Origin of the sequence: Paenibacillus artemisiicola (assembly GCF_017652985.1) — a bacterium.
Lineage (GTDB): Bacteria > Bacillota > Bacilli > Paenibacillales > Paenibacillaceae > Paenibacillus_Z > Paenibacillus_Z artemisiicola.
Map to the genome: position 1 here is coordinate 1 of NZ_JAGGDJ010000010.1, position 20,405 is coordinate 20,405.

General features: G+C 63.0%; 18 protein-coding genes, 1 tRNA gene and 1 pseudogene. 13 read left to right on the top strand and 7 right to left on the bottom strand.

The window, feature by feature from the left end; translation table 11 throughout:
- Window positions 1-542, bottom strand: a pseudogene (locus I8J29_RS14610) (LTA synthase family protein); the annotation flags it as partial.
- 103 nt (window positions 543-645) lie between these two features.
- On the bottom strand, window positions 646-1,788 hold the full coding sequence (locus I8J29_RS14615; protein WP_208848313.1) for a THUMP domain-containing class I SAM-dependent RNA methyltransferase: 1,143 nt from the start codon (window positions 1,786-1,788) through the stop codon (window positions 646-648).
- A 125-nt stretch (window positions 1,789-1,913) separates the two neighbouring features.
- On the opposite strand from I8J29_RS14615, the gene I8J29_RS14620 reads away from it, so the two are divergent.
- A complete protein-coding gene (locus I8J29_RS14620) occupies window positions 1,914-2,555 on the top strand; it encodes an O-methyltransferase (protein WP_208848314.1) in 642 nt (213 codons plus the stop codon).
- A 136-nt stretch (window positions 2,556-2,691) separates the two neighbouring features.
- Here the strand turns inward: I8J29_RS14620 and I8J29_RS14625 are convergent, their stop codons facing one another.
- Window positions 2,692-3,906, bottom strand: coding sequence for an MFS transporter (locus I8J29_RS14625; protein WP_208848315.1), 1,215 nt, complete (start codon window positions 3,904-3,906; stop codon window positions 2,692-2,694).
- A gap of 205 nt (window positions 3,907-4,111) precedes the next feature.
- On the opposite strand from I8J29_RS14625, the gene hemE reads away from it, so the two are divergent.
- From hemE to hemG, 3 genes are read left to right on the top strand one after another with little or no spacing between them, the layout of a single operon-like run.
- Window positions 4,112-5,191, top strand: coding sequence for a uroporphyrinogen decarboxylase (hemE, locus tag I8J29_RS14630; RefSeq protein WP_208848316.1), 1,080 nt, complete (start codon window positions 4,112-4,114; stop codon window positions 5,189-5,191).
- Window positions 5,184-6,125 carry a ferrochelatase gene (gene hemH, locus I8J29_RS14635; RefSeq protein WP_208848317.1) on the top strand — a complete coding sequence of 314 codons (942 nt, stop codon included), beginning with the start codon at window positions 5,184-5,186 and terminating at the stop codon, window positions 6,123-6,125. The genes hemE and hemH overlap by 8 nt, the downstream gene beginning before the upstream one ends.
- 54 nt (window positions 6,126-6,179) lie before the next feature.
- Entirely contained in the window at window positions 6,180-7,649 is a 1,470-nt protein-coding gene (hemG, locus tag I8J29_RS14640) for a protoporphyrinogen oxidase (RefSeq protein WP_208848318.1), read from the top strand.
- Window positions 7,650-7,713: 64 nt separating this feature from the next.
- Here hemG and I8J29_RS14645 read toward each other — a convergent pair whose 3' ends face one another.
- Window positions 7,714-8,253 (bottom strand): phosphatidylglycerophosphatase A family protein, encoded by a 540-nt coding sequence (locus I8J29_RS14645; protein WP_208848319.1) that lies wholly within the window; start codon window positions 8,251-8,253, stop codon window positions 7,714-7,716.
- A gap of 163 nt (window positions 8,254-8,416) precedes the next feature.
- On the opposite strand from I8J29_RS14645, the gene I8J29_RS14650 reads away from it, so the two are divergent.
- The 3 genes from I8J29_RS14650 (at window position 8,417) to rdgB (ending at window position 11,001) form a co-directional block, all read left to right on the top strand.
- The gene (locus I8J29_RS14650; RefSeq protein ID WP_208848320.1) at window positions 8,417-9,472 is read left to right on the top strand and encodes a GerMN domain-containing protein; all 1,056 of its coding nucleotides are present in this window, start codon (window positions 8,417-8,419) and stop codon (window positions 9,470-9,472) included.
- 144 nt (window positions 9,473-9,616) lie between these two features.
- On the top strand, window positions 9,617-10,363 hold the full coding sequence (rph, locus tag I8J29_RS14655) for a ribonuclease PH (protein WP_208848321.1): 747 nt from the start codon (window positions 9,617-9,619) through the stop codon (window positions 10,361-10,363).
- Complete coding sequence (rdgB, locus tag I8J29_RS14660; protein ID WP_208848322.1) at window positions 10,360-11,001, top strand: RdgB/HAM1 family non-canonical purine NTP pyrophosphatase; 642 nt, start codon at window positions 10,360-10,362, stop codon at window positions 10,999-11,001. Before rph ends, rdgB begins: the two co-directional genes overlap by 4 nt.
- A gap of 176 nt (window positions 11,002-11,177) precedes the next feature.
- Here rdgB and asnB read toward each other — a convergent pair whose 3' ends face one another.
- Complete coding sequence (gene asnB, locus I8J29_RS14665) at window positions 11,178-13,022, bottom strand: asparagine synthase (glutamine-hydrolyzing) (RefSeq protein WP_208848323.1); 1,845 nt, start codon at window positions 13,020-13,022, stop codon at window positions 11,178-11,180.
- 126 nt (window positions 13,023-13,148) lie between these two features.
- Between asnB and I8J29_RS14670 the strand changes: the two genes are divergently transcribed.
- The 3 genes from I8J29_RS14670 (at window position 13,149) to I8J29_RS14680 (ending at window position 15,361) form a co-directional block, all read left to right on the top strand.
- Window positions 13,149-13,502 carry a hypothetical protein gene (locus I8J29_RS14670; RefSeq protein WP_208848324.1) on the top strand — a complete coding sequence of 118 codons (354 nt, stop codon included), beginning with the start codon at window positions 13,149-13,151 and terminating at the stop codon, window positions 13,500-13,502.
- On the top strand, window positions 13,499-13,846 hold the full coding sequence (locus tag I8J29_RS14675) for a hypothetical protein (RefSeq protein WP_208848325.1): 348 nt from the start codon (window positions 13,499-13,501) through the stop codon (window positions 13,844-13,846). The genes I8J29_RS14670 and I8J29_RS14675 overlap by 4 nt, the downstream gene beginning before the upstream one ends.
- A gap of 183 nt (window positions 13,847-14,029) precedes the next feature.
- Window positions 14,030-15,361, top strand: coding sequence for a 5'-deoxyadenosine deaminase (locus tag I8J29_RS14680; protein WP_208848326.1), 1,332 nt, complete (start codon window positions 14,030-14,032; stop codon window positions 15,359-15,361).
- A 75-nt stretch (window positions 15,362-15,436) separates the two neighbouring features.
- Here the strand turns inward: I8J29_RS14680 and I8J29_RS14685 are convergent, their stop codons facing one another.
- Together I8J29_RS14685 and I8J29_RS14690 are read right to left on the bottom strand one after the other, a co-directional pair.
- A complete protein-coding gene (locus I8J29_RS14685) occupies window positions 15,437-16,309 on the bottom strand; it encodes an SDR family oxidoreductase (RefSeq protein WP_208848327.1) in 873 nt (290 codons plus the stop codon).
- A gap of 625 nt (window positions 16,310-16,934) precedes the next feature.
- Window positions 16,935-17,011 (bottom strand) — tRNA-Arg (locus tag I8J29_RS14690).
- A 267-nt stretch (window positions 17,012-17,278) separates the two neighbouring features.
- Here I8J29_RS14690 and I8J29_RS14695 point away from each other — a divergent pair.
- From I8J29_RS14695 to clpP, 3 genes are all read left to right on the top strand, one after another.
- Window positions 17,279-18,178 (top strand): hypothetical protein, encoded by a 900-nt coding sequence (locus tag I8J29_RS14695; RefSeq protein ID WP_338113166.1) that lies wholly within the window; start codon window positions 17,279-17,281, stop codon window positions 18,176-18,178.
- Between the two features lie 91 nt (window positions 18,179-18,269).
- Complete coding sequence (gene tig / locus I8J29_RS14700) at window positions 18,270-19,571, top strand: trigger factor (RefSeq protein WP_090641729.1); 1,302 nt, start codon at window positions 18,270-18,272, stop codon at window positions 19,569-19,571.
- Between the two features lie 215 nt (window positions 19,572-19,786).
- A complete protein-coding gene (clpP, locus tag I8J29_RS14705) occupies window positions 19,787-20,368 on the top strand; it encodes an ATP-dependent Clp endopeptidase proteolytic subunit ClpP (protein WP_090641728.1) in 582 nt (193 codons plus the stop codon).
- Window positions 20,369-20,405: the final 37 nt, after the last annotated feature.

Sequence of the window (20,405 nt, forward strand, 5' to 3'; positions counted from 1 at the left end):
ATCGCGGCGCGCCTTGCGCGGCCCGGGCCGCGGGATGCGGCGGCCGGCCGTCCCGCGAGCGCGCCCCGCAGCCGCTTCGAGGCGAGCAGCGCGATGCCGAGCGGCAGCAGCGCGGCCCAGTCGGCGGCGAACCAGAGATCCCTCGGAGACAGCAGCGCGTGGATGCTGGCGCCGAGCTCGCCGACCTGGCCGGCCTGCAGCAGAACGGGAATCGTGATGAGGTCTTGGAAGTAGCGGAAATAGAGCAGGTCGGCGTAGACGAGCGCCGTCAGCAGGACGTCGAGCGCGATGAGCGCGAGCAGCCGGCCGCGTCGCGGCAGCCAAAGCGTCCAGAACGCCAGCAGCGCCAGCGTGCCGACGGCGACCAGCCGGTCATCCGCGTTCATCGCCATGTACGGGACGTGCACAAGGCGGTCGAACAGCGCCAGCTTGAACAGCATGACGAGCACGAAGAGCGGCAGGCCAAGGCTCGGCAGCGCCGTAACCATGCGAAACGGCGCCCGCAGACGGCGCCGTTTCAAGGTGAGATCCGGTAAGGTCATGGGAAAGGATCCTTTCGGTCGCGCGTTCGCGGATTTACGAAAACGCAATAATCTTCCCCCATTATAATCGCGCTCGGCATCGGAAACAAAGCCGAGGCCGGCGTCAAGCCTTGTCGCGCGGCGGCAATGGCCCGAAGAACTGGTAATACGTGCATTCGATCCGCCCGTTGAACAGCTTGCGGCGCTTGTCCGCCTTGCGTCCGATCGTTTCCTCGAACGTGCGCGACTGGGTCAGGGCGAACGTCGACCAGGTCGGCAGGTAGAGCATGCTGAGCCCGAGCTGCCGGACGGCCTTCTCCGCGTCGTTCTCGTCGCCGAGGCGGGAGCCGTACGGCGGGTTCGTCACGATGCAGCCGTAGTCGCCGTCCGGCTTGATCCGCGACACCGGCATTTGCGTCAGCTTGATGTCGTTCGCGAAGCCGGCCTTCTTCACGGCCGCGGCCGCCACGTCGAGCGCGGCCGGGTCGATGTCCGAGCCCGCGATCTGCAGCGGGATGTCGTCCCGGACGGCGTCGAACGCTTCCTCCCGCGCCCGCTCCCACAGCTCGTCCGGCACGAGCGGCCAGCCTTCGCTGTTGAACGTCCGCCGCAGCCCCGGCGCGATGTTCCACCCGATCATCGCCGCTTCGATCGGTATCGTGCCCGAGCCGCAGAACGGATCGTAGAGCGGACGCTCGGGCCGCCACCGGCTCAGCAGCACCATGGCCGCCGCCATCGTTTCCTTAAGCGGCGCTTCCGTGACGAGCTTGCGGTAACCGCGCTTGTGCAGCCCCGGGCCGGTCGTGTCGAGCGTGATCATGGCGACGTCGTTCAGCAGCCAGACCTCGATGACGAACCGCGCGCCGTCCTCCGCGAACCACTCCGTGCCGTAGACGGTCTTCATTTTCTCGACGACGGCTTTCTTGACGATGCTCTGGCAGGCCGGCACGCTGCTCAGCTGCGATTTGTGCGAGCGTCCCTCCACGGGAAACTCCCCGTTCTCCGGAATCCAGGCCGGCCAATCGATCGCTTTCGCCCCTTCGAACAATTCCTCGAACGTCGCGGCCGGGTATTCCGCCATCTTGATCAGCACGCGGTCCGACGTCCGCAGCCATAGATTGGCCCGGCAGATGTCCGCCGGCCCTCCTTTGAAAACGACCCGGCCGTTCTCGACCTTCTGGTCGGTGTAGCCAAGCTCCGTCAATTCGCGCGAAACGACCGCCTCGAGTCCCATCGGGGCCGTGGCGATCAGCTGCAGGTTATCCATATGTCCGTATCCTCCGTCTTGCTTTTGCTTGTTTTCGATCCTCGAAAATCTTACAATCAAGTATAGGACATCATGGCATTTAAATACAATCGCGAACCCGGGATACGGCGAGAGGAGAGATGGAAATGTCGACGGAACAAGAAGCGGCGGAACGGTACGTGGACGGTCTGCTGGGCGAGGACGCCGATCTGGCGCGCGTGCACAAGGCCATCGAAGCGCAGGGGATGCCCCAAATTTCGATCGCGTCCGGCTACGGCCGGCTGCTGACGATGCTCGTCGCGATGTCGGGGGCGGAGAACGTGCTCGAGATCGGCGCGCTCGGCGGCTACAGCGGCATCTGCTTGGCGCGGGGACTGCGGGAGGGCGGCAAGCTGACGTCGCTCGAGCTCGTGCAGGGCTACGCGGACACCGCCCGGGCCAATCTCGAGGCGGCCGGCCTCGGCGGCCGCGCGGAATACATCGTCGGGGACGCCAAGGCGAGCCTCGCGGAGCTGGAGAAGACAGGGCGCAAGTTCGACTTCTTCTTCATCGACGCGGACAAGGAGAGCTATCCGGAGTACCTGGAATGGGCGATCAAGCTCGGTAATCCGGGCGCCGTCATCACGGGCGACAACGCGCTGCTGCACGGCCGCACGGCCGATCCGGAGAAGAACGGGCCTTCGGTGCTCGCGATGCGCGGCTTCAACGAGACGATGGTCCGCGACGAGCGGCTGACGGGCACGCTGCTGCCGGCGTACGACGGCCTCGCGATCGCCCGGATCAAGTAGCTGCGCGGCGGCCGGACGAGAGACGGCGCAACGGAATAAGCGCGCCAGCACGACAAAGAGTGCCGGATCTTCCCGAGGGAAGGCCCGGCACTCTTTGCGATGCTTGGGCGCCGGCGCATGCCGCGCGCCGCTCCGGCTAGGCCTCGCGCGAGGCTGGCCGCTTCGCCACCAGCGTCTTGCGGACCCAGGCGGCGTTGATCAGAAACAGGACGGCGGAGATCAGGAATACGCCGCCGATGCCCGTCCAGCCGGAGATGACCCCGCCGACGATCGGGCCGATCATGTTGCCGAGCGAAAGCATGCTGCTGTTCAGGCTGAAGGCGCGGCCTTCCATGCCGTCCGGCGTAAAGCGGCGCACCAGCGCGTTGACGGACGGGATGAGCCCGCCGAGGAAGCAGCCCTGCAGCAGCCGGAAGAGCAGCAGCTGCCAGACCGTGGCCGCGAACGCCTGCGGGACGAACATGGCGGCGGCGCCGACGAGCGAGATGCCGAGCACCTTCGCTTGGCCGATCCGGTCGCTCAGCCGCCCGAGGAGCGGCGCGGCGACCATGTTCGTGATGCCGGCGGCGGAGCTGACGAAGCCCGCCCAGAAGGCGAGGTTGACGTCCGTGCCGTGCAGACGCTGGACGTACAGCGGCATGAGCGGGTTCGGGCCGATCATCGCGAACTGCAGCAGGAACGTCACGGCGAACAGCGCCGAGAGCTGGGGCACGCCGCTCAGCTGCTTGAAGCCGGCGATGATGGACACGGCCGGCTTCGCGGCCGCTTGGGCGCGGTCGAACCGCTCCTTCACGACGAAGTAGGCGAGCGTCGAGGCGGCGAACAGCGAGATGCCGGTCAGGTAGAAGATCGGCCGGTAGCCGACCGCGTCCGCGAGCAGCCCGCCGAGGAACGGGCCGAGAATCGTCCCCGCGATGCCGCCGGACTGCAGCGTCCCCATGGCGAAGCCCATTTTCTCCTTGGGCGTGTTGATGGAGACGAGCGAGACGGCCGCCGGGTTAAACCCGGAGATCGTCCCGTTCACCATCCGGAGCAGGAGCAGATGCCACGGCGACGTGGCGAAGCCCATCAGCGCCATGACGATCGCCATGCCGAAGCCCGAGCGGAGCAGCATCATTTTCCGGCCGTACTTGTCCGACAGCTTGCCCCACAGCGGCTGGAAGAGGAAGGCGGTGACGAAGTTTCCCGCGAAAATGATGCCGGCCCACGTCGCGATCTCGTGCTCGTCGGTCATGCCGATCCGGGGGCTTTGCAGATAGAGCGACATGAACGGCATGATCATCGTCATGCCGCCCATGACCAGAAACTGTCCGATCCACAGGACGGCAAGGTTTTTCTTCCATTGTTCCATTGCGTTCTCCTTCATTTGCGGCCGTTATCGCTTCCGAAGCTATAAGGCAAGTATACCACAGCGGGGAGAAAGTCCAAGAACGGCGCGGCCCAAACCTGACATTGTCATACGATTGTCATCGTTCCCATGAGCGGGACGGTTGTTACGGCCTGGCAAAAAGGGCATAATGGAAACGTAGGGAAAACGATAGAAATGGGGAACTTCAATGGGCTACAACGACTTATTCATCCGGGCTTGCCGGGGCGAACACGTCGATCGCTTACCCGTTTGGTATATGCGGCAAGCGGGACGGTACGATCCCGACTACCGTAAAATAAAAGAACGTTACTCGCTGCTCGAAATCTGCAAGCAGCCCGAACTCGCCGCGGAAGTGACGATGATGCCGGTCAAGAAGCTGGGCGTCGACGCGGCGATTCTTTATTCCGACATCATGAATCCCGTCGCCTCCATCGGCATCGATTTCGACATCGTCGCGAACGTCGGGCCGGTGATCCACAATCCGATCCGGACGGCGGACGACATCGCGCGGCTGAAGCCGATCGACGTCGAAGGCGACCTCTCCCACGTGCTGGAGACGATCCGCATCCTGGTCCGCGAGCTGGAGGTGCCGCTCATCACGTTCGCCGGCGCGCCGTTCACGATCGCGAGCTACCTGATCGAAGGCCGTCCGTCCAAGTCGTACATCAAGACGAAGACGATGATGTATGCCGAGCCGGAGCTGTGGTTCTCGCTGATGGACAAGCTCGGCGACATGGCCATCGCGTATTTGCGCGCGCACATGGCGGCGGGCGGCAAGGCGCTCCAGCTGTTCGACAGCTGGGTCGGGGCGCTGGCGCCGCGCGACTTCGCGACGTACGTGCTGCCGACGATCGAGCGGATCTTCCGCGAGCTGTCCGACCTGCCGCAGCCGAAGATTTATTTCCCGGGCGTGGCCTCCGGCGAGCTGCTGGCGACGCTCGGCGACGTGCGGGCCGACATCGTGGGGCTGGACTGGCGCGTGCCGGTGGCGGAAGGCCGCCGCCGGCTGGGCGGCGCGTTCGGGGTGCAGGGCAACCTCGACCCGTACGTGCTGACGGCGCCGATGGACGTCATCCGCGAGCAAGCGAAGACGATCATCGACGAAGGCGTCCAGGCGCCGAAATTCGTCTTCAACCTCGGCCACGGGCTGTTCCCCGAGGCGCCGCTCGACAAGCTGCGCGAGCTGACGGACTACGTCCACGCGTATTCCGAGGAAGCGATCGCGGCGCTCGGCGCGAAACCGAAGGAGGTCGCCCGTCATGGCTGATCCGAAAATCGGCGTGCTCGTCATGTCGTACGGCACGCCGGAGAGCATGGACGGCATCGCGGAGTACTATACGCATATCCGCCGCGGCCACGCGCCGACGCCGGAGCAGCTCGCGGAGCTGACGGCGCGCTACGAGGCGGTCGTCGGCGGGGTCTTCCCGCTGCGGGAGAACACGAACCGCCAGGCCGACGGGCTGCAGGCGGCGCTCGACGCAGCGGCGCCGGGCCGGTACGCCGTGTACCAAGGGCTCAAGCACGCGCGCCCGTACATCGAGGACGGCGTCGCGGCGATGGCCGAGAACGGCGTGAAGCAGGCGGTCGGCATCGTGCTGGCCCCGCATTTCTCCACGATGAGCGTCGGCAGCTACATGCAGCGCGCGCGGGAGGAAGCGGAAGCGAAGGGGATCGCGTTCGAGGCCGTCGAGAGCTACCACCTGCATCCGAAGCTGATCGAGGCGCTCGTGAAGCGCGTGAAGGATGCTTACGCGGAGCTGGAGGCGAAGACGGGCGGCGAAGGGCCGCTTAAGGTGCTGTTCAGCGCACACAGCCTGCCGGCGCGCATCCGCGAGATCGGCGATCCGTACGAGGAGCAGCTGCTGGCCACGTCGGCCAGCGTCGCGGAAGGCGCGGGCACGCCGGATTGGGCGTTCACGTGGCAGAGCGCGGGGCGGACGCGCGAGCCGTGGCTCGGCCCGGACATCCTCGAGACGCTGAAGGAAACGGCGGAGGCCGGGTACAAGGGCGTGCTGTCGGCGCCGATCGGCTTCGTCTCGGAGCATCTCGAGGTGCTGTACGACCTCGACATCGAGGCGCGGGCGGAAGCGAAGGCGCTCGGCATTCGGCTCGTCCGCATCGACATGCTGGGCACGGACCCGCTCTACATGGAGACGCTGGCGGACTGCGTCGAACAGGCGAGCCGGGGCGCGTTTATCTAGCGCGCCGGCGCGGGCGGGACGCGGATTTACATGGACAGAGGAGATGACTCGCACATGCGGAGCAACGGTAAGCTGGATCGATTCGTCGTCATCGGCGGCGGGATCAGCGGACTCACCTCCGCTTTTTATTTGAAGAAGGAAGCGGAGCTGCGAGGACGCGAGGCGCATATTACGGTCGTGGACCCGTCGGAGAGGATCGGCGGCAAAATCAATACCCTGCGGAAGGAAGGCTTCGTGATCGAGAAGGGCCCGGATTCCTTCCTGGCGCGGAAAACGCCGATCATCGACTTGGCCTTCGACCTGGGCATCGGGAACGAGCTGACGGGGACGAATCCGGCCGCGAAAAAAACGTACATCGTGCATCGCGGGAAACTGCATCCGATGCCGCCGGGGCTCGTGCTCGGCGTGCCGACGGAAATCATGCCGTTCGCCAAGACGGGGCTGCTGTCCTGGGGCGGCAAGGCGCGGGCGATGCTCGATTTCGTCCTTCCGGCGAGCAAGGCGGAGGGCGACGAATCGCTCGGTTCGTTCCTGAGCCGGCGCGTCGGCCCGGAAGTGATGGAGCGGATCGCGGAGCCGCTGCTGGCCGGGATCTACGCCGGCGACTTGAACAAGCTGAGCCTGCAGGCGACGTTCCCGCAATTCCGGGAAGCGGAGCGGCGGCACGGCAGCCTCATCCGGGGAACGCGGGCGAACCGCGGCAAGGGAACGGCGGCGCCGGCCGCGCCGGGCCGGCTGCCGAAGCGGGCGCAGGGCAGCATGTTCCTGACGTTCCAGAACGGCCTCGCGACGATGCTGGAGGCGCTGACGGAGGCGCTCGCCGGCTGCGACAGCCGATTCGGCTGCAAAGCCGTCGCCTTCCGGAAGAACGAGCCCGGGGAAGCGGACGGCCCGGAGGCGGCGCCGTACGACGTGCTGCTGAGCAACGGCGAGATCCTGCCGGCGGACGGCGTCGTCATCACGGCGCCGGCGTTCGACGCGGCCGATCTGCTGGAGCCGCACCTGCCGGTGGACGCGCTGCGGAGCATTGATTACGTGTCGGTCGCCAACGTCGTCATGGCGTTCGACAAGGCGGCGATCGGCATCGATTTCGACGGCTCCGGGTTTCTCGTGCCGCGCTCGGAAGGCATGACGATCACGGCGTGTACGTGGACGTCGGCCAAGTGGCTGCACAGCAGCCCGTCCGACAAGGTGCTGCTGCGCTGCTACGTCGGCCGCGCGGGCGACGAGGAGGTCGTCGACCTGCCCGACGGCGCGCTGACGGACGCGGTGCGCCGCGACATCAAGAGCGTGCTCGGCATCACGGCGGAGCCGCTGTTCACGGAGATCACGCGGCTGCATCGCTCCATGCCGCAGTACCCCGTGGGGCATCTCGAGGCGACGGCGCGGCTGCGGGCGCAATTGCGCGCGGAAATGCCGGGCGTCTGGATCGCGGGCGCGGCGTTCGAAGGCGTCGGCCTGCCGGACTGCATCCGGCAGGGCAAGGACGCGGCCGCGATCGTATACGACGCGGTCGAGGGGTAATCAAACGAAAAGGACGAAGCGGCTTGAAGCCGCTTCGTCCTTTTTGTTGCGCGCCGCTCCGGTTTCAGTCGATCGGCGGGCCGACCACGCCTTCGCGCTCCGCTTGCTTGCGGTGCGCGATGCGGCTGCTGGCGGACGCGGCGATCGCGCCGACGATGTCGTCCAGGAACGTATGGCACGCCGCGTCGTGCTTGTCGTTCAGCTTCTTCAGGATGCCGGGCTTCAACTTGTCGACGTAGCCGAAGTTCGTGAAGCCGATGCTGCCGTACACGTTGACGATGGACAGCGCGAGCACTTCGTCGCAGCCGTAGAGCCCTTCGTCGTTCTCGATCATTTCTTGCAGCGGGGACAGCAGCTTGCCTTCTTCGGCCAGCAGGTCGAGTTGAATGCCGGTCAGCACGGCGTTTTGCACCTCGCGCTTGGTGAGCACGGCCTCGACGTACTGCTCGCATTCCCGCTGCGTCAAATCCGGGTAGTAGTCTTTCTGCAGAAACAGGACGAGCTCGGCGATTTGCGGCGTCGTCACGCCGCGCTTCGTGAGCCATTCCTTCGTGGCTTCGGCGATCTTGGCGCTGTTCAATGAATACGTTTCGGATTTGGTCATTGGCGGTACACCCCTTGTCTCATTTTCGTGGACAAAACTGGTCTAATCGGTCGGGAGGGCTCGTATACATAGTACTACAAAGCAGGACTTGTACCAAAAGGGCGTCATGTCCGCAGGTTCGAAGCCGTAACGGCTATGTATCCAAAATGGGGAGGAAATGTTCATGACTCATTATCGCCTGTTTCGCCGGGCAGCGCTCGCCGGAGCTTTGGCTCTGCCCATCTTGACGACCGGCTGCGGCCTGTTCTCTCAGCCCGCCAGCGAATCCATCGATCCGCCGCAAAACGGCACGCAAAACGTCAGCGCGAACGTCGATCCGGGCTCGGAAACCGCCGCGCAGGGCGACCAATCGCAGATGACGCTGTACTTAAGCGACCGCAACGGGCTGCTCGCCCCGGTCACGGTCATGGCGGCGCTCGGCCAGGACGAGAAGCCCGGCCAGAAAGCGCTCGAAATGATGGTGGAGGGCAGCGCGTACGCGAGCGAACTCCCGGACGGCTTCAACGCGGTGCTTCCGAAAGGGACGGCCATCAAGCAGCTCAACCTGATTCCCGACCAGAAGCTTGCCGTCGTCGACTTCTCGAAGGAATTCGGCGACTATACCGCCACGGAAGAACGGAAGATCGTCGAGGCCGTCACGTGGACGCTGACAAGCCTGCCGGACGTGCAAAACGTGAAAATTTGGATGGAAGGCAAGGAGCTGGCGGAAATGCCGCAGGACGGCATGCCGATCGACGAGCCGCTGACGCGGGCCGTCGGCATCAACCTCGAAGCCGCGGACGGCGTCGACTACAGCACCTCGGCGCCCGTGACGATTTATTTCTCCGCGCTCTCGCCGGACAACGAACCTTATTATGTGCCGGTCACGCGGCTCGTAAACCGCAGCAACAACCGCGCCAAGACGGCGATCGAGCAGCTGATCAGCGGGCCGATCGGCAACCTGCCGCTTCGGGCGGTCGTGACGCCGGACGTCGTGGTCAAGAACGTGTCCAAGGCGAAGGACGTCGTGACGGTCGAGCTGCAGGACGACAGCTTCCAGCCGGGCACGCAGGAACCGGCCGAAATGCTGCAGGCCGTCATTCTCTCCCTGACCGAGAACACCGGCCTGTCCAAGGTGCAGATCAAACTGAACGGCAAATCCGACTTCGTCGACACCATGAACCAATCCTACAGCGAGCCGGTCAGCCGTCCCGAGCACGTCAATGCCTTCAAATCGTAATCGTCAAGCCCGGCGGATGCCGGGCAAGCGACCGGGTCCGCCCTTCGGGGCGGATTTTTTTTTGCCGCTCGGGGAGGCGATAGATGTTTTTCCCAATCGCATTTGGTAAAATAGTCTGGACCCATCGACAGGAGGATTACGATTATGAGATTGGACGGACGGCAGGCGGACGAGCTTCGCCCGGTCACGATTACGCTGCAACCCAACAAATACGCGGAAGGCTCCGTGCTCATCGAGTTCGGCGATACGAAGGTGCTGTGCACCGCCTCGATCGAAGAACGGGTGCCGCCATTCATGAAAGGGCAGGGCAAAGGCTGGATCACGGCGGAATACGCGATGCTGCCGCGCGCGACGCAGGTGCGCAACCAGCGGGAATCCGCGAAAGGCAAGCTGACGGGCCGCACGATGGAAATCCAGCGGCTGATCGGCCGCGCGCTCCGCTCGGTCGTCGACCTGCACGCGCTCGGCGAACGCACGGTCACGCTGGACTGCGACGTGCTCCAGGCGGACGGCGGCACGCGGACGACGTCGATCACCGGCGCGTTCGTCGCGCTCGCGCTCGCGGTGGACAAGCTGAATAAGAACCATGCTTTCGCCAAATACCCGATTACGGACTACCTGGCTTCGGTCAGCGTCGGCGTCCTCGGGGGGCGTACGCTGCTCGACCTGAATTACGAGGAAGATTCCAAGGCGAAGGTCGACATGAACGTCGTCATGACCGGCGCCCGCAAGTTCGTCGAGGTGCAGGGCACGGGCGAGGAGTCGCCGTTCTCGCGCGAGGAGCTGGACGCCTTGCTCGCCTCCGCGGAAGCCGGAATCGCCGGCTTGATCGCGAAGCAGCGCGATGCGCTCGGCGAAGCGGGCAGGCGCATCGGGACGCTCAGCGTATGAAGCGGGGCGGTACGGTCGTCGTCGCGACGAAGAACGCCGGGAAGGTGCGGGAATTCGCGCATGCCTTCGGCAAACTGGGCATGAACGTCGTCAGCATGTTCGATTATCCCGGCCTGCCGGACGTCGTCGAGGACGGCGCCACGTTCGCGGAGAACGCGCGCAAGAAGGCGCGGGAGGTGGCGGAAGCGCTGAACCTGCCGGTGATGGCGGACGACTCCGGGCTGGAGGTGCGCGCGCTCGGCGGCGAGCCGGGCGTCTATTCGGCCCGGTATTCCGGCGAAGGCGCGACGGACGCCCGCAACAACGAGAAGCTGCTGCGGGAGCTGGAACGCGTCACGGACGGCGGCGCCGCGGCGGAGGGGCTGCCGGACGGCGCGAAGCTGCTGAGCGAGGCGCGGTTCGTGTGCGCGCTGGCGCTGTACGATCCGGAGTCCGGCGCGTTCACGGAAAGCGAGGGCGAGGTGCCGGGCTGGATCATGGACGAGCCGAAGGGCGGCGGCGGATTCGGCTACGACCCGCTGTTCTGGGTGACCGCCGAAGGAAAAGGCATGGCGGAGATGTCCATAGAGGAGAAGCAGGCGATCAGCCACCGCGGGCGCGCGCTGGCGTCGCTGCTGCGGAGGCTGGGCGCGGAATAACGCGTTGAGGAAACAAGCAATCGGCCGGACGGCAAGCAACATGCAGCAAGCAGGTATCAAGCAAGTATTTCGCAAGATCGTTCTCAAGCAAAACCCCCGTTCGCACGGAAGCGCTCGCGAGTCAAACTCGCGCTTCTCGGCGACGGGGGCTTTTTTGTCAGACCTATTGCATTTCATTACCGGATGACGACCTTATAGTCGCGCAGCCACATATCCATTTGGAGCAGGTAGGCGAACAGCTGCGGGCCGGACATCAGCTGGCCGAACCACGGCAGATTGGAGCTGGCCGATTCGGATTCCGCGAGCTGGCGGATTTTTTTGACGTTGATGAGCGGCAGCAGCGGGGAGTTGCTTTCGTTAATGACGTCGAGCAGCCGCGTGCGCACGGCGTTCAGGTAGTTCGGGTTGTGCGTCTTCGGGTACGGGCTCTTCTTGCGGTACAGCACGTCGTGCGGCAGCACGCCTTCGAGCCCTTTGCGAAGAATGCCTTTCTCCCGGTCGCCGGCCGTCTTGATTTCCCACGGAATGTTGAAGACGTACTCGACGAGGCGATGGTCGCAGAACGGCACGCGCACCTCGAGACCGACCGCCATGCTCATCCGGTCCTTGCGGTCGAGCAGCGTCGGCATGAACCGGGTGATGTTGAGGTACGACATTTGCCGCATTTTCCGCGTCTGCGCGTCTTCGCCCGGGAGATGCGGCACCTCCGCGACGGCGTCGAGGTAACGGTCGCCGATGTATTCGAGCGGCCGGATCCAGGCCGCTACGTCCTGCGAGAGCAGTTCCGCCCGCATGCCCGCGGCAAGCGACCAGGGGAACGTGCCGGCGTTCAGCGCGTCCTCGCGGTGGAACCACGGGTAGCCGCCGAAGATTTCGTCGGCCGCTTCGCCGGAGATCGCCACGGTCGCTTCCTTCTTGATTTCCCGGCAGAAGAGCAGGAGCGAGGAATCCACGTCGGCCATGCCGGGCATATCCCGCGCCGTCATCGCTTCGTGCAGCGCGCCGACGAGCTCCGGCGTATCGACCACCGTCGCGTGGTGAATCGTGCCGAGATGCGAGGTCATCCGCTGGATCCACGGCGCGTCGGCATTCGGCTGGAACGCGTGGGATTTGAAATGCTTGTCGTTGTCGACGTAATCGACCGAGAACGTGTGGACCGTGCCTTGCCCCGTCTCCTTATAATAATTGACCGCGAGCGTCGTGAGCGCGCTGGAGTCGAGCCCGCCCGACAGCAGCGTGCAGAGCGGCACGTCGGACACGAGCTGACGCTCGACGGTGTCCTTCAGCAGATCGCCGACGGTCCGCGCGGTCTGCTCGACGTTCTCGGCGTGCGGCCGGCTTTGCAGCTTCCAATAATGCGAGACATGCAGACCCGCCCGGTTCACCGTCGCGCATTGGCCCGGCAGCAGCTCCGAGATGTCGCGGTAGACGCCGACGCCGGGCGTGCGCGCGGGGCCGTTGATGAAGATTTCCGCCAAGCCCTCCGGTCCGACCTCCGGCTTGACCTCGGGATGCGCGAGCAGCGCCTTCGGCTCCGAGCCGAAAATAAACCGGCCGAGCTGGCGGGCGAAGAAGAACGGCTTGACGCCGAGCCGGTCGCGGGCGATGAACAGCTGCTCCTCCCGGGCGTCCCACAGCGCGAAGGCGAAGATGCCGTTGAACCGTTCGACGCAGGACGGTCCCCATTCCATATAAGCGACCAGCAGCACCTCGGTGTCGCAGGTCGTCGTAAAGCGCCGGCCGCGGCCCTCGAGCTCCCGTTTCAGCTCGGGCGCGTTATAGAGCTCCCCGTTATAGACGAGGACATACGTATCGTCGTCGGACGTGCGAACCATCGGCTGCGCTCCGTTCGCGGGATCGATGACGGATAGCCTGCGATGGCCGAGCGCGCAATGCGGCGAGATCCAGGTACCGGAGGCGTCCGGGCCGCGGTTCGCCAGCGTTCCGGTCATTTTCTCCAGGATGATGGATTGTTTCGTCAGGTCGGCGGTCCAATCGATCCAGCCCGTGAATCCACACATGGTTCTCATTCCTTTCTTGCTGCAGGGTTAAAAACAGCGATACTAGCATGGTTATGCCCTGCGCATGGATAAAATGTCTGTCCCCCGGGGGATGCTAGAACGATATGAAGGAGGGAGTAGTCCATCATGGCCAATGAGCATGAAGCATCCTATTACGACCGCAGACCCTATTACGTCTCCGTCCAGGCCGGGTCGGTCGTGGAAGATCCGACGGTCACCGGCTACGAGCTGGCGATCACCGCGAACGAAGAAGAATTGAACCGGCTGCAGGAGCTGCTCGAGGAATACGCGTCGATGGACGAGGCGCAGGCGTCCGTGTACGCGCTCAGCCCGTTCCGTTCCGCGTCCGACAAGCAGATCAACGCGGGCACCGACGGCCTGCTCGAGGACATCTACCGGCTGCTCTACGAGCTCGGCACCGACGAAACGAAGCGCCACGTCGCGACGATGGGGCTTTTTCCCGAAGGGAGCTTGCAATGATCGTGACGGAAGCGCATGTGAAGGGGGCCTCGGACAGGGACGGCTTGCACTGCGCGGAGGTGGAGGTGCAGACGAGCGATGCCCCCAATCCCGATCTGCTGGCGTATTTCGGCCGTTCGCGGGACAACGACTACGACATGGTCACGGTCGTACGGAACGACGCCCGTCCGGACGCCGACTGGTACGACAACAGCCTGCACCAGGCATACGCCGACGTCACGGACGAGCTGTTCGATACGCCGACGATGAAGACGGATTGGGGCGAACGGGAATCGTTCAAGGAGCAAGTGCTGTCGTATCCCGGCGTGCGCGCCGACATCCGGCGGCTGATGGACTGGTCCTGAAGAGGCGGTCTGACGGGGCGGTCCGGGGAGCAGGTTGACGGAAACGAGTTCGCGCGGGCGGGAAGCGGCGCGAGCCGTTTCTTTTTTTTGAATGTTCAATTTATTTCCGGCGGTTCCGTGCTACAATCTGAGCAAGCTGGCGGGGATGCTTGCGGCTTGAGGCGAAGGAGGCGAAGGTTGTCCATGGGAACGACTGTATTGCGCGATGCGACGATCGTCACGATGAACGACAGGGACGAGATTCTTACCGGCGATGTCATGTTCGAGGACGATAAGCTGGTGGCCGTCGGCGGACCGCTCCCGGCGCACGACCCGGCGGCGACGACCGTCGTGGAGGCGAAAGGCAAGCTGCTGCTGCCCGGGTTCGTCCAGACGCATATCCACCTTTGCCAGACGCTCTTTCGCGGACAAGCCGACGACATGGCGCTCATGGATTGGCTCCGGACGCGAATCTGGCCGCTCGAAGCGGCCCACGACGAGGAGTCGGTCTATTTTTCCGCGATGCTCGGCATCGGCGAGCTGCTGCGCGGCGGGACGACGACGATTCTGGACATGGAAACCGTCAGCCATACGGACTTCGCGTTCCAGGCGATGGCGGCGGGAGGCATACGGGCGATTTCCGGCAAAGTCATGATGGACGCGGGCGGCGACGTGCCGAAGGGGCTGCGGGAGGACACGGACCGCTCGATCGCCGAGAGCACCGCGCTGCTCGAGAAATGGCACGGCTTCGACAACGGCCGGCTGAAGTACGCGTATTGTCCGCGGTTCGTCGTCTCGTGCACGGAGCGGCTGCTGAAGGAGGTGCGGGACCTCTCGGCTTGGCATAACGTGCTCGTGCATACGCACGCCGCGGAGAACCGGGAGGAGATCGAGCTCGTCCGCAGCCAGCGGGGGATGCGCAATATCGCGTATCTGGACCATATCGGCCTGACGTCGCCGCGGCTGGTTCTGGCCCACTGCGTCTGGCTGGACGACGAGGAACGGGAGATTCTGCGGAAGACGGGGACGCGCATGACCCATTGCCCGGGCTCGAATCTGAAGCTGGCGTCGGGCGTGGCGCTCGTGCCGGAGCTGCTGGAGCAGGGCATCGAGATGGGCATCGGCGCCGACGGCGCGCCGTGCAACAATACGCTCGACATGTTCCAGGAGATGCGGCTGACCGCGATGCTGCACAAGGTGCGCCTCGGGCCGGAGGCGATGAAGGCGCGGCAGGTGCTGCGCCTGGCGACGATCGGCGGGGCGCGGACGCTCGGGCTGGATCATCTGATCGGCAGCATCGAGACGGGGAAGAAGGCGGATCTGGTGCTGCTCGATCTGGAGGATTTTCACACGTTCCCGTCCTACGGCGCCGATCCGTATTCCCGGATCGTCTACGCGGCGTCGCGGGGCAGCGTCTCGTACGTCTGGGTCGACGGCAAGCTGGTCGTGGAGCGGGGCAAGGTGAAGACGGTCGACAAGCGCAGCGTGCTGCGCGAAGCCGACCGGTCCATCGCCAGGCTGCTCAAGCGCATCTGAACGCCCAAAAGCCGGGGACGTCCGCGCATGCCGCAAGGCATGGGGCGTTCCCGGCTTTTCCGGTGCCGGCCGCGGTCAGCCGTTGACGATTTCGCCGCCGTTCACGTGAATGACTTGGCCGCTCACGTAGGACGAGTCGCCGCTCGCCAGGTACACGTAAGCCGGCGCCAGCTCTTCCGGCTGGCCGGCGCGCTTCATGGGGGTATCGGCGCCGAACTTGGCCACCTGCTGCTCGTCGAACGTCGACGGGATGAGCGGCGTCCAGATCGGCCCCGGCGCCACGGCGTTGACCCGGATGCCCTGCGCGGCGAGGTTCATCGCCAGCGAACGCGTGAACGCGACGATGGCGCCCTTGGTGGACGAGTAATCGAGCAGCGTCGGGCTGCCGTGATACGCCGTGATCGACGCCGTGTTGACGATGGCCGAGCCGGCCTTCAGATGCGGCATGGCGGCCTGCGTGATATAGAACATGCCGAAGATGTTTGTTTTGAACGTCCGCTCCAGCTGCTGCGGGGTAATCTGTTCGATTTTATCCTTCGGGTGCTGTTCCGCGGCGTTATTGACGACGATGTCGAGCCCGCCGAGCTTGTCGGCGGCTTTCTCGATCGCGTCCTTGCAGAACTCCGGATCGCCGACGTCGCCCGCGATCGTCACGCATTTGCGTCCCAGATCTTCGATCAGGCCTTTCACTTCGCCGGCGTCGTCGTTCTCGTCCAAGTACACGATCGCGACGTCCGCGCCTTCCTTGGCGAACATGAGCGCGACGGCACGGCCGATGCCGCTGTCGCCGCCGGTGATGACCGCCGCTTTGCCGGCCAGCTTGCCGGCGGGCTTGTACCCTTCGGCCTGGAACCGGGGGAGCGGATTCATGTCGCTTTCCAGGCCGGGCTGCCGGTTCTGGTGCTGCGGCGGAAACGACGTCGGACGGTTGGCGGATTGTTGCGTCATACTGAGATCACTCCTTCGGAAAAATAGCATGCTTGCATGATTGGACTCATGCGGTATTCCTTTATAGTGCGGCGATCCCTATTTATTTAAACGCGCCCGTCCGGATTGCTAACGCGATTACGAAAAAAATCCCGGCCCGCGGCATGCGGCACGATGAACGAGCTCGTTATTTTTTCGGGCAATAACCGTAACTCCCCCGGTTGCTGCCCGCAGCGTCTGCCGCGGTGCTCGGAAGCGGAATCCATTTTTTGATGAAACGGGGCCGAGGATTCTCTTTTTTGTGATACAATTTGTATCTAAAGTTGCGCAAGAAAGAGGTGGCTTGTCATCAAGGACATGCATTCCGCGGGGACGCATTCGAATCTAGCGGACGAGTTGCGTTCATTAAAGGCCGATCTGAAGGTTCTTGATCTTCAATTCAAAGAACTATGGCGACGTTGACCGCGCTCGAGAAGAAAGTTGTCCGAATCCATACGTGTTAGGCCGCCGCGGCTAATAATCGACTTCCGGCCCGCGAGCAAATCGCGCAGCCGGCGAGCTCTGAAGGAATGACAAAAACGCCTCGATCCTAATGTGTCAAAGGATTGAGGCGTTGCGATTTAATTCAGACGCATAGATAACGAAATGGCGTCCCAGGAGGGATTCGAACCCCCGACAACACGCTTAGAAGGCGTGTGCTCTATCCAACTGAGCTACTGGGACACGTAGGAAATATATCATAGCATGGGAACCATCGTTTTGCAACAGGAAAATGTTTATTCTCCGCCCGGACCGGGTTGCGGACGCGACTCTACTAAAATATCGCCCGCCGGGGTTTCAAAAAAAACGGCTTCGGCCAAAATGGAAATGAGCGGCAGGGAATGTTATAATCGAGCTCTACCCGAACATCAGGCCGGCCGGAAGCGCGGCATACAAGGCGGTGATTCTATTACGACGTCCAATTCTACCCCCGATGAAAATAGAGAGAACGTGTATTTGTTTCCGAACATGCTCGACCAATACCAAAATCAGCTGACCCGGCTGCTGGAATCGGAGCAGTACGGCGAAGCCAAGGAGCTTCTGCGGTTCCTGCTGCATTGCCAGGGCGAGGAGAAACGGCATTACGACGAGTGGAGCAACCTGCTCAACTGGCTCGACGTCGCCTTTCCCGGGTACGAAGGCAAAGGAAACGGCAATCCATCCTACATAGAAGACGAAGAAAACGAAGATACCATACGCGAGCAAGCTTTAAGCCCGAACGATTACGACGAGGATTACGTGCAGCAGGTGCTCTACGTCATGAAGCACCATCCCGTCGCGGACCAGCAGCTGCTCGCCCTCGAACGCGCGGCGTACTTGACGCATCCCGGCGTGGACGAAGAGATCTTGACCTGGCTGACGGGCACCGAGCTGCATCCGGAGCTGCAATTCAAGGCACTGCAATGCTTGAAGAAGCGCGGCGTGACCGGCACCGTCGGCTTGGAGCGGATGGGCGAATTCGCGGAGCTGGAGATCGAAGAGACGCCGCTTTCCTTGGACGAGTTTCCTCCGGTGGCGGTCCGGGTCGCCGAGCGCGTGGAGTCCGTGACCGAAGTCGTCGAAGCGTCGATGCCCCATTTCGCCCGCGAGCTGTGGAAGGAATGCCTGCAGTGCATCTACGGCACCACGGCGTACGAAAGGCTGCGCGGCGACGACGACGAGACGGTCGACTGTTTTGCCGCGGCGCTGCATCAGGTACTGGAATTGTCGCTCTACGGACGGGCCGACGACGACGACATCCGGGAAACCTACGGCATCACGGACGCGCTTCGCTTTCGTTACGAGCAGGCGTGCCGGACCCTTCGCCAGACGGTCCAGCTGCGGCTGGAGGAAGGCGGGGACAAGTCTTGAAATCCCGCTTGATGTAGAGTATAATAGAATGGTTTATTACGGGTAAGATCTGACGCAGAAGCGTTATTTAATTTGGAGGGGAAAGCATAACATGACAGCAACTTGGGAAAAGATAGACAAGAATCTCGTCTCGATCAACGTCGAGGTCGAGGCGGGGCAAGTTAACGAAGCGATCGACAAAGCATTCAAAAAGGTCGTTCAAAAAGTGAACGTTCCCGGCTTCCGCAAAGGCAAAGTGCCGCGCGGCATTTTCGAAGCGCGTTTCGGCATCGAGAGCCTGTACCAAGACGCGATCGACATCCTGCTTCCGGATTCCTACTCGGCGGCCGTGAAAGAGACGGGCATCTTCCCTGTCGACCGTCCGGAAATCGACGTGCAGCAGTTCGCCAAAGGCGAAACGTTCAAGTACACCGCCAAAGTAACCGTCAAGCCCGAAGTCGAGCTCGGCGAATACAAAGGCCTGGAAGTGCCTGCGGCCGAAGCGGAAGTCACGGACGAAGAAGTCGCGGCGGAGCTTAACCGCCTGCAGCAGCGCCATGCCGAGCTGACCGTCCTCGAAGAGGGCGCGGCCGAGAACGGCGACATCGCGGTCATCGATTTCGACGGCTACGTGGACGGCGAAGCGTTCGAAGGCGGCAAGAGCGAGCGCCACTCCCTGGAGCTGGGCTCCGGTTCGTTCATCCCGGGCTTCGAAGAGCAGGTCGTCGGCATGCAGACGGGCGACTTCAAGGACATCGAAGTCACGTTCCCGGAGACTTACCACGCCGAGAACCTCGCGGGCAAGCTTGCGGTCTTCAAAGTGAAAGTGCACGAGATCAAGCGCAAAAACCTGCCGGCCCTGGACGACGAGTTCGCGAAGGACGTCAGCGAGTTCGATACGCTTGACGAGTACAAGGCCGACCTGAAGACGAAGCTGGCCGAGCGCAAAACGAAAGAAAACGAATCCGCGCGCGAAGCGGCCGTCGTGGACAAAGCGGCAGCCGGTGCAACCGTCGAAATTCCGGAAGCGATGATCGAATCCGAGACGACGTTCATGCTGCGCGACTTCGAGAACCGCCTGCGCATGCAGGGCATGAACCTGGAGCTGTACTACCAGTTCTCCGGCCAAGACGAAGCGGCTCTTCGCGGCCAAATGCGCGGCGACGCCGAGAAGCGCGTCCTGAACAACCTGGTGCTGGAGCAAATCGCGAAGAACGAAGGCATCGCGGCGAACGACGAGGATCTGAACGAAGAGCTCGAGAACCTGTCGAAGCAGTACAACCGCCCGGCAGCCGAGCTGCGCGAGATCTTCGAAGCCAACGGCAACCTCGACAACATCAAGGAAGACCTCGTGCTTCGCAAAACGATCAAGTTCCTGCTGGACAACAGCAAGACGGAAACGGTCGTTGCCTAATCGGCATTACAACTGAACCTCAATATCAGGATAAGGCACGTTCATACGTGCCTTATTTTATCCTCAGCGCGGCTTTTCGGCGCGCGCGGGAACAGTCACGTACATATGTATTTGCCCGTATCGTATAATGTAGTATTCAGAAAAATGACATTGCATTCGGAACATGTTAGAATAAGAAGTGCTTTACAAGTCGATAACGAAAGAAGGTTGGTCGCATGAATCTGGTACCTATGGTCGTTGAGCAAACGAATCGGGGAGAGCGTTCTTACGATATTTACTCCCGTCTTTTGAAGGATCGGATAATTTTTCTGGGTAGTGCGATCGACGACGACGTAGCCAATGCCGTCATCGCGCAGCTGCTGTTCCTCGCGGCTGACGATCCGGAGAAGGACATTCATCTGTACATTAACTCACCGGGCGGTTCCGTAACTGCGGGAATGGGTATTTACGATACGATGCAGTTTATTAAGCCGGATGTGTCGACGATTTGCGTCGGGCTCGCCGCCAGCATGGGCTCGCTCCTGCTCACGGCCGGCGCCAAAGGCAAGCGGTTCGCGCTGCCGAACAGCGAAGTCATGATTCATCAGCCGCTTGGCGGGGTGCGCGGTCAAGCTTCCGATATCGCCATCCACGCGGACTGGATCTTGAAGACGAAGAAGAAGCTGAACCAGATCTTGGCGGACCGTACGGGCCAGCCGTACGAACGTATCGACCGCGATACGGATCGCGACAATTTCATGAGCGCCGAAGATGCCTTGCAATACGGCCTGATCGATAAAGTCGTTACGTCCCTGTAAGCTTCTCCATACAGTCGAACCAACAAGAAGGGGTGAA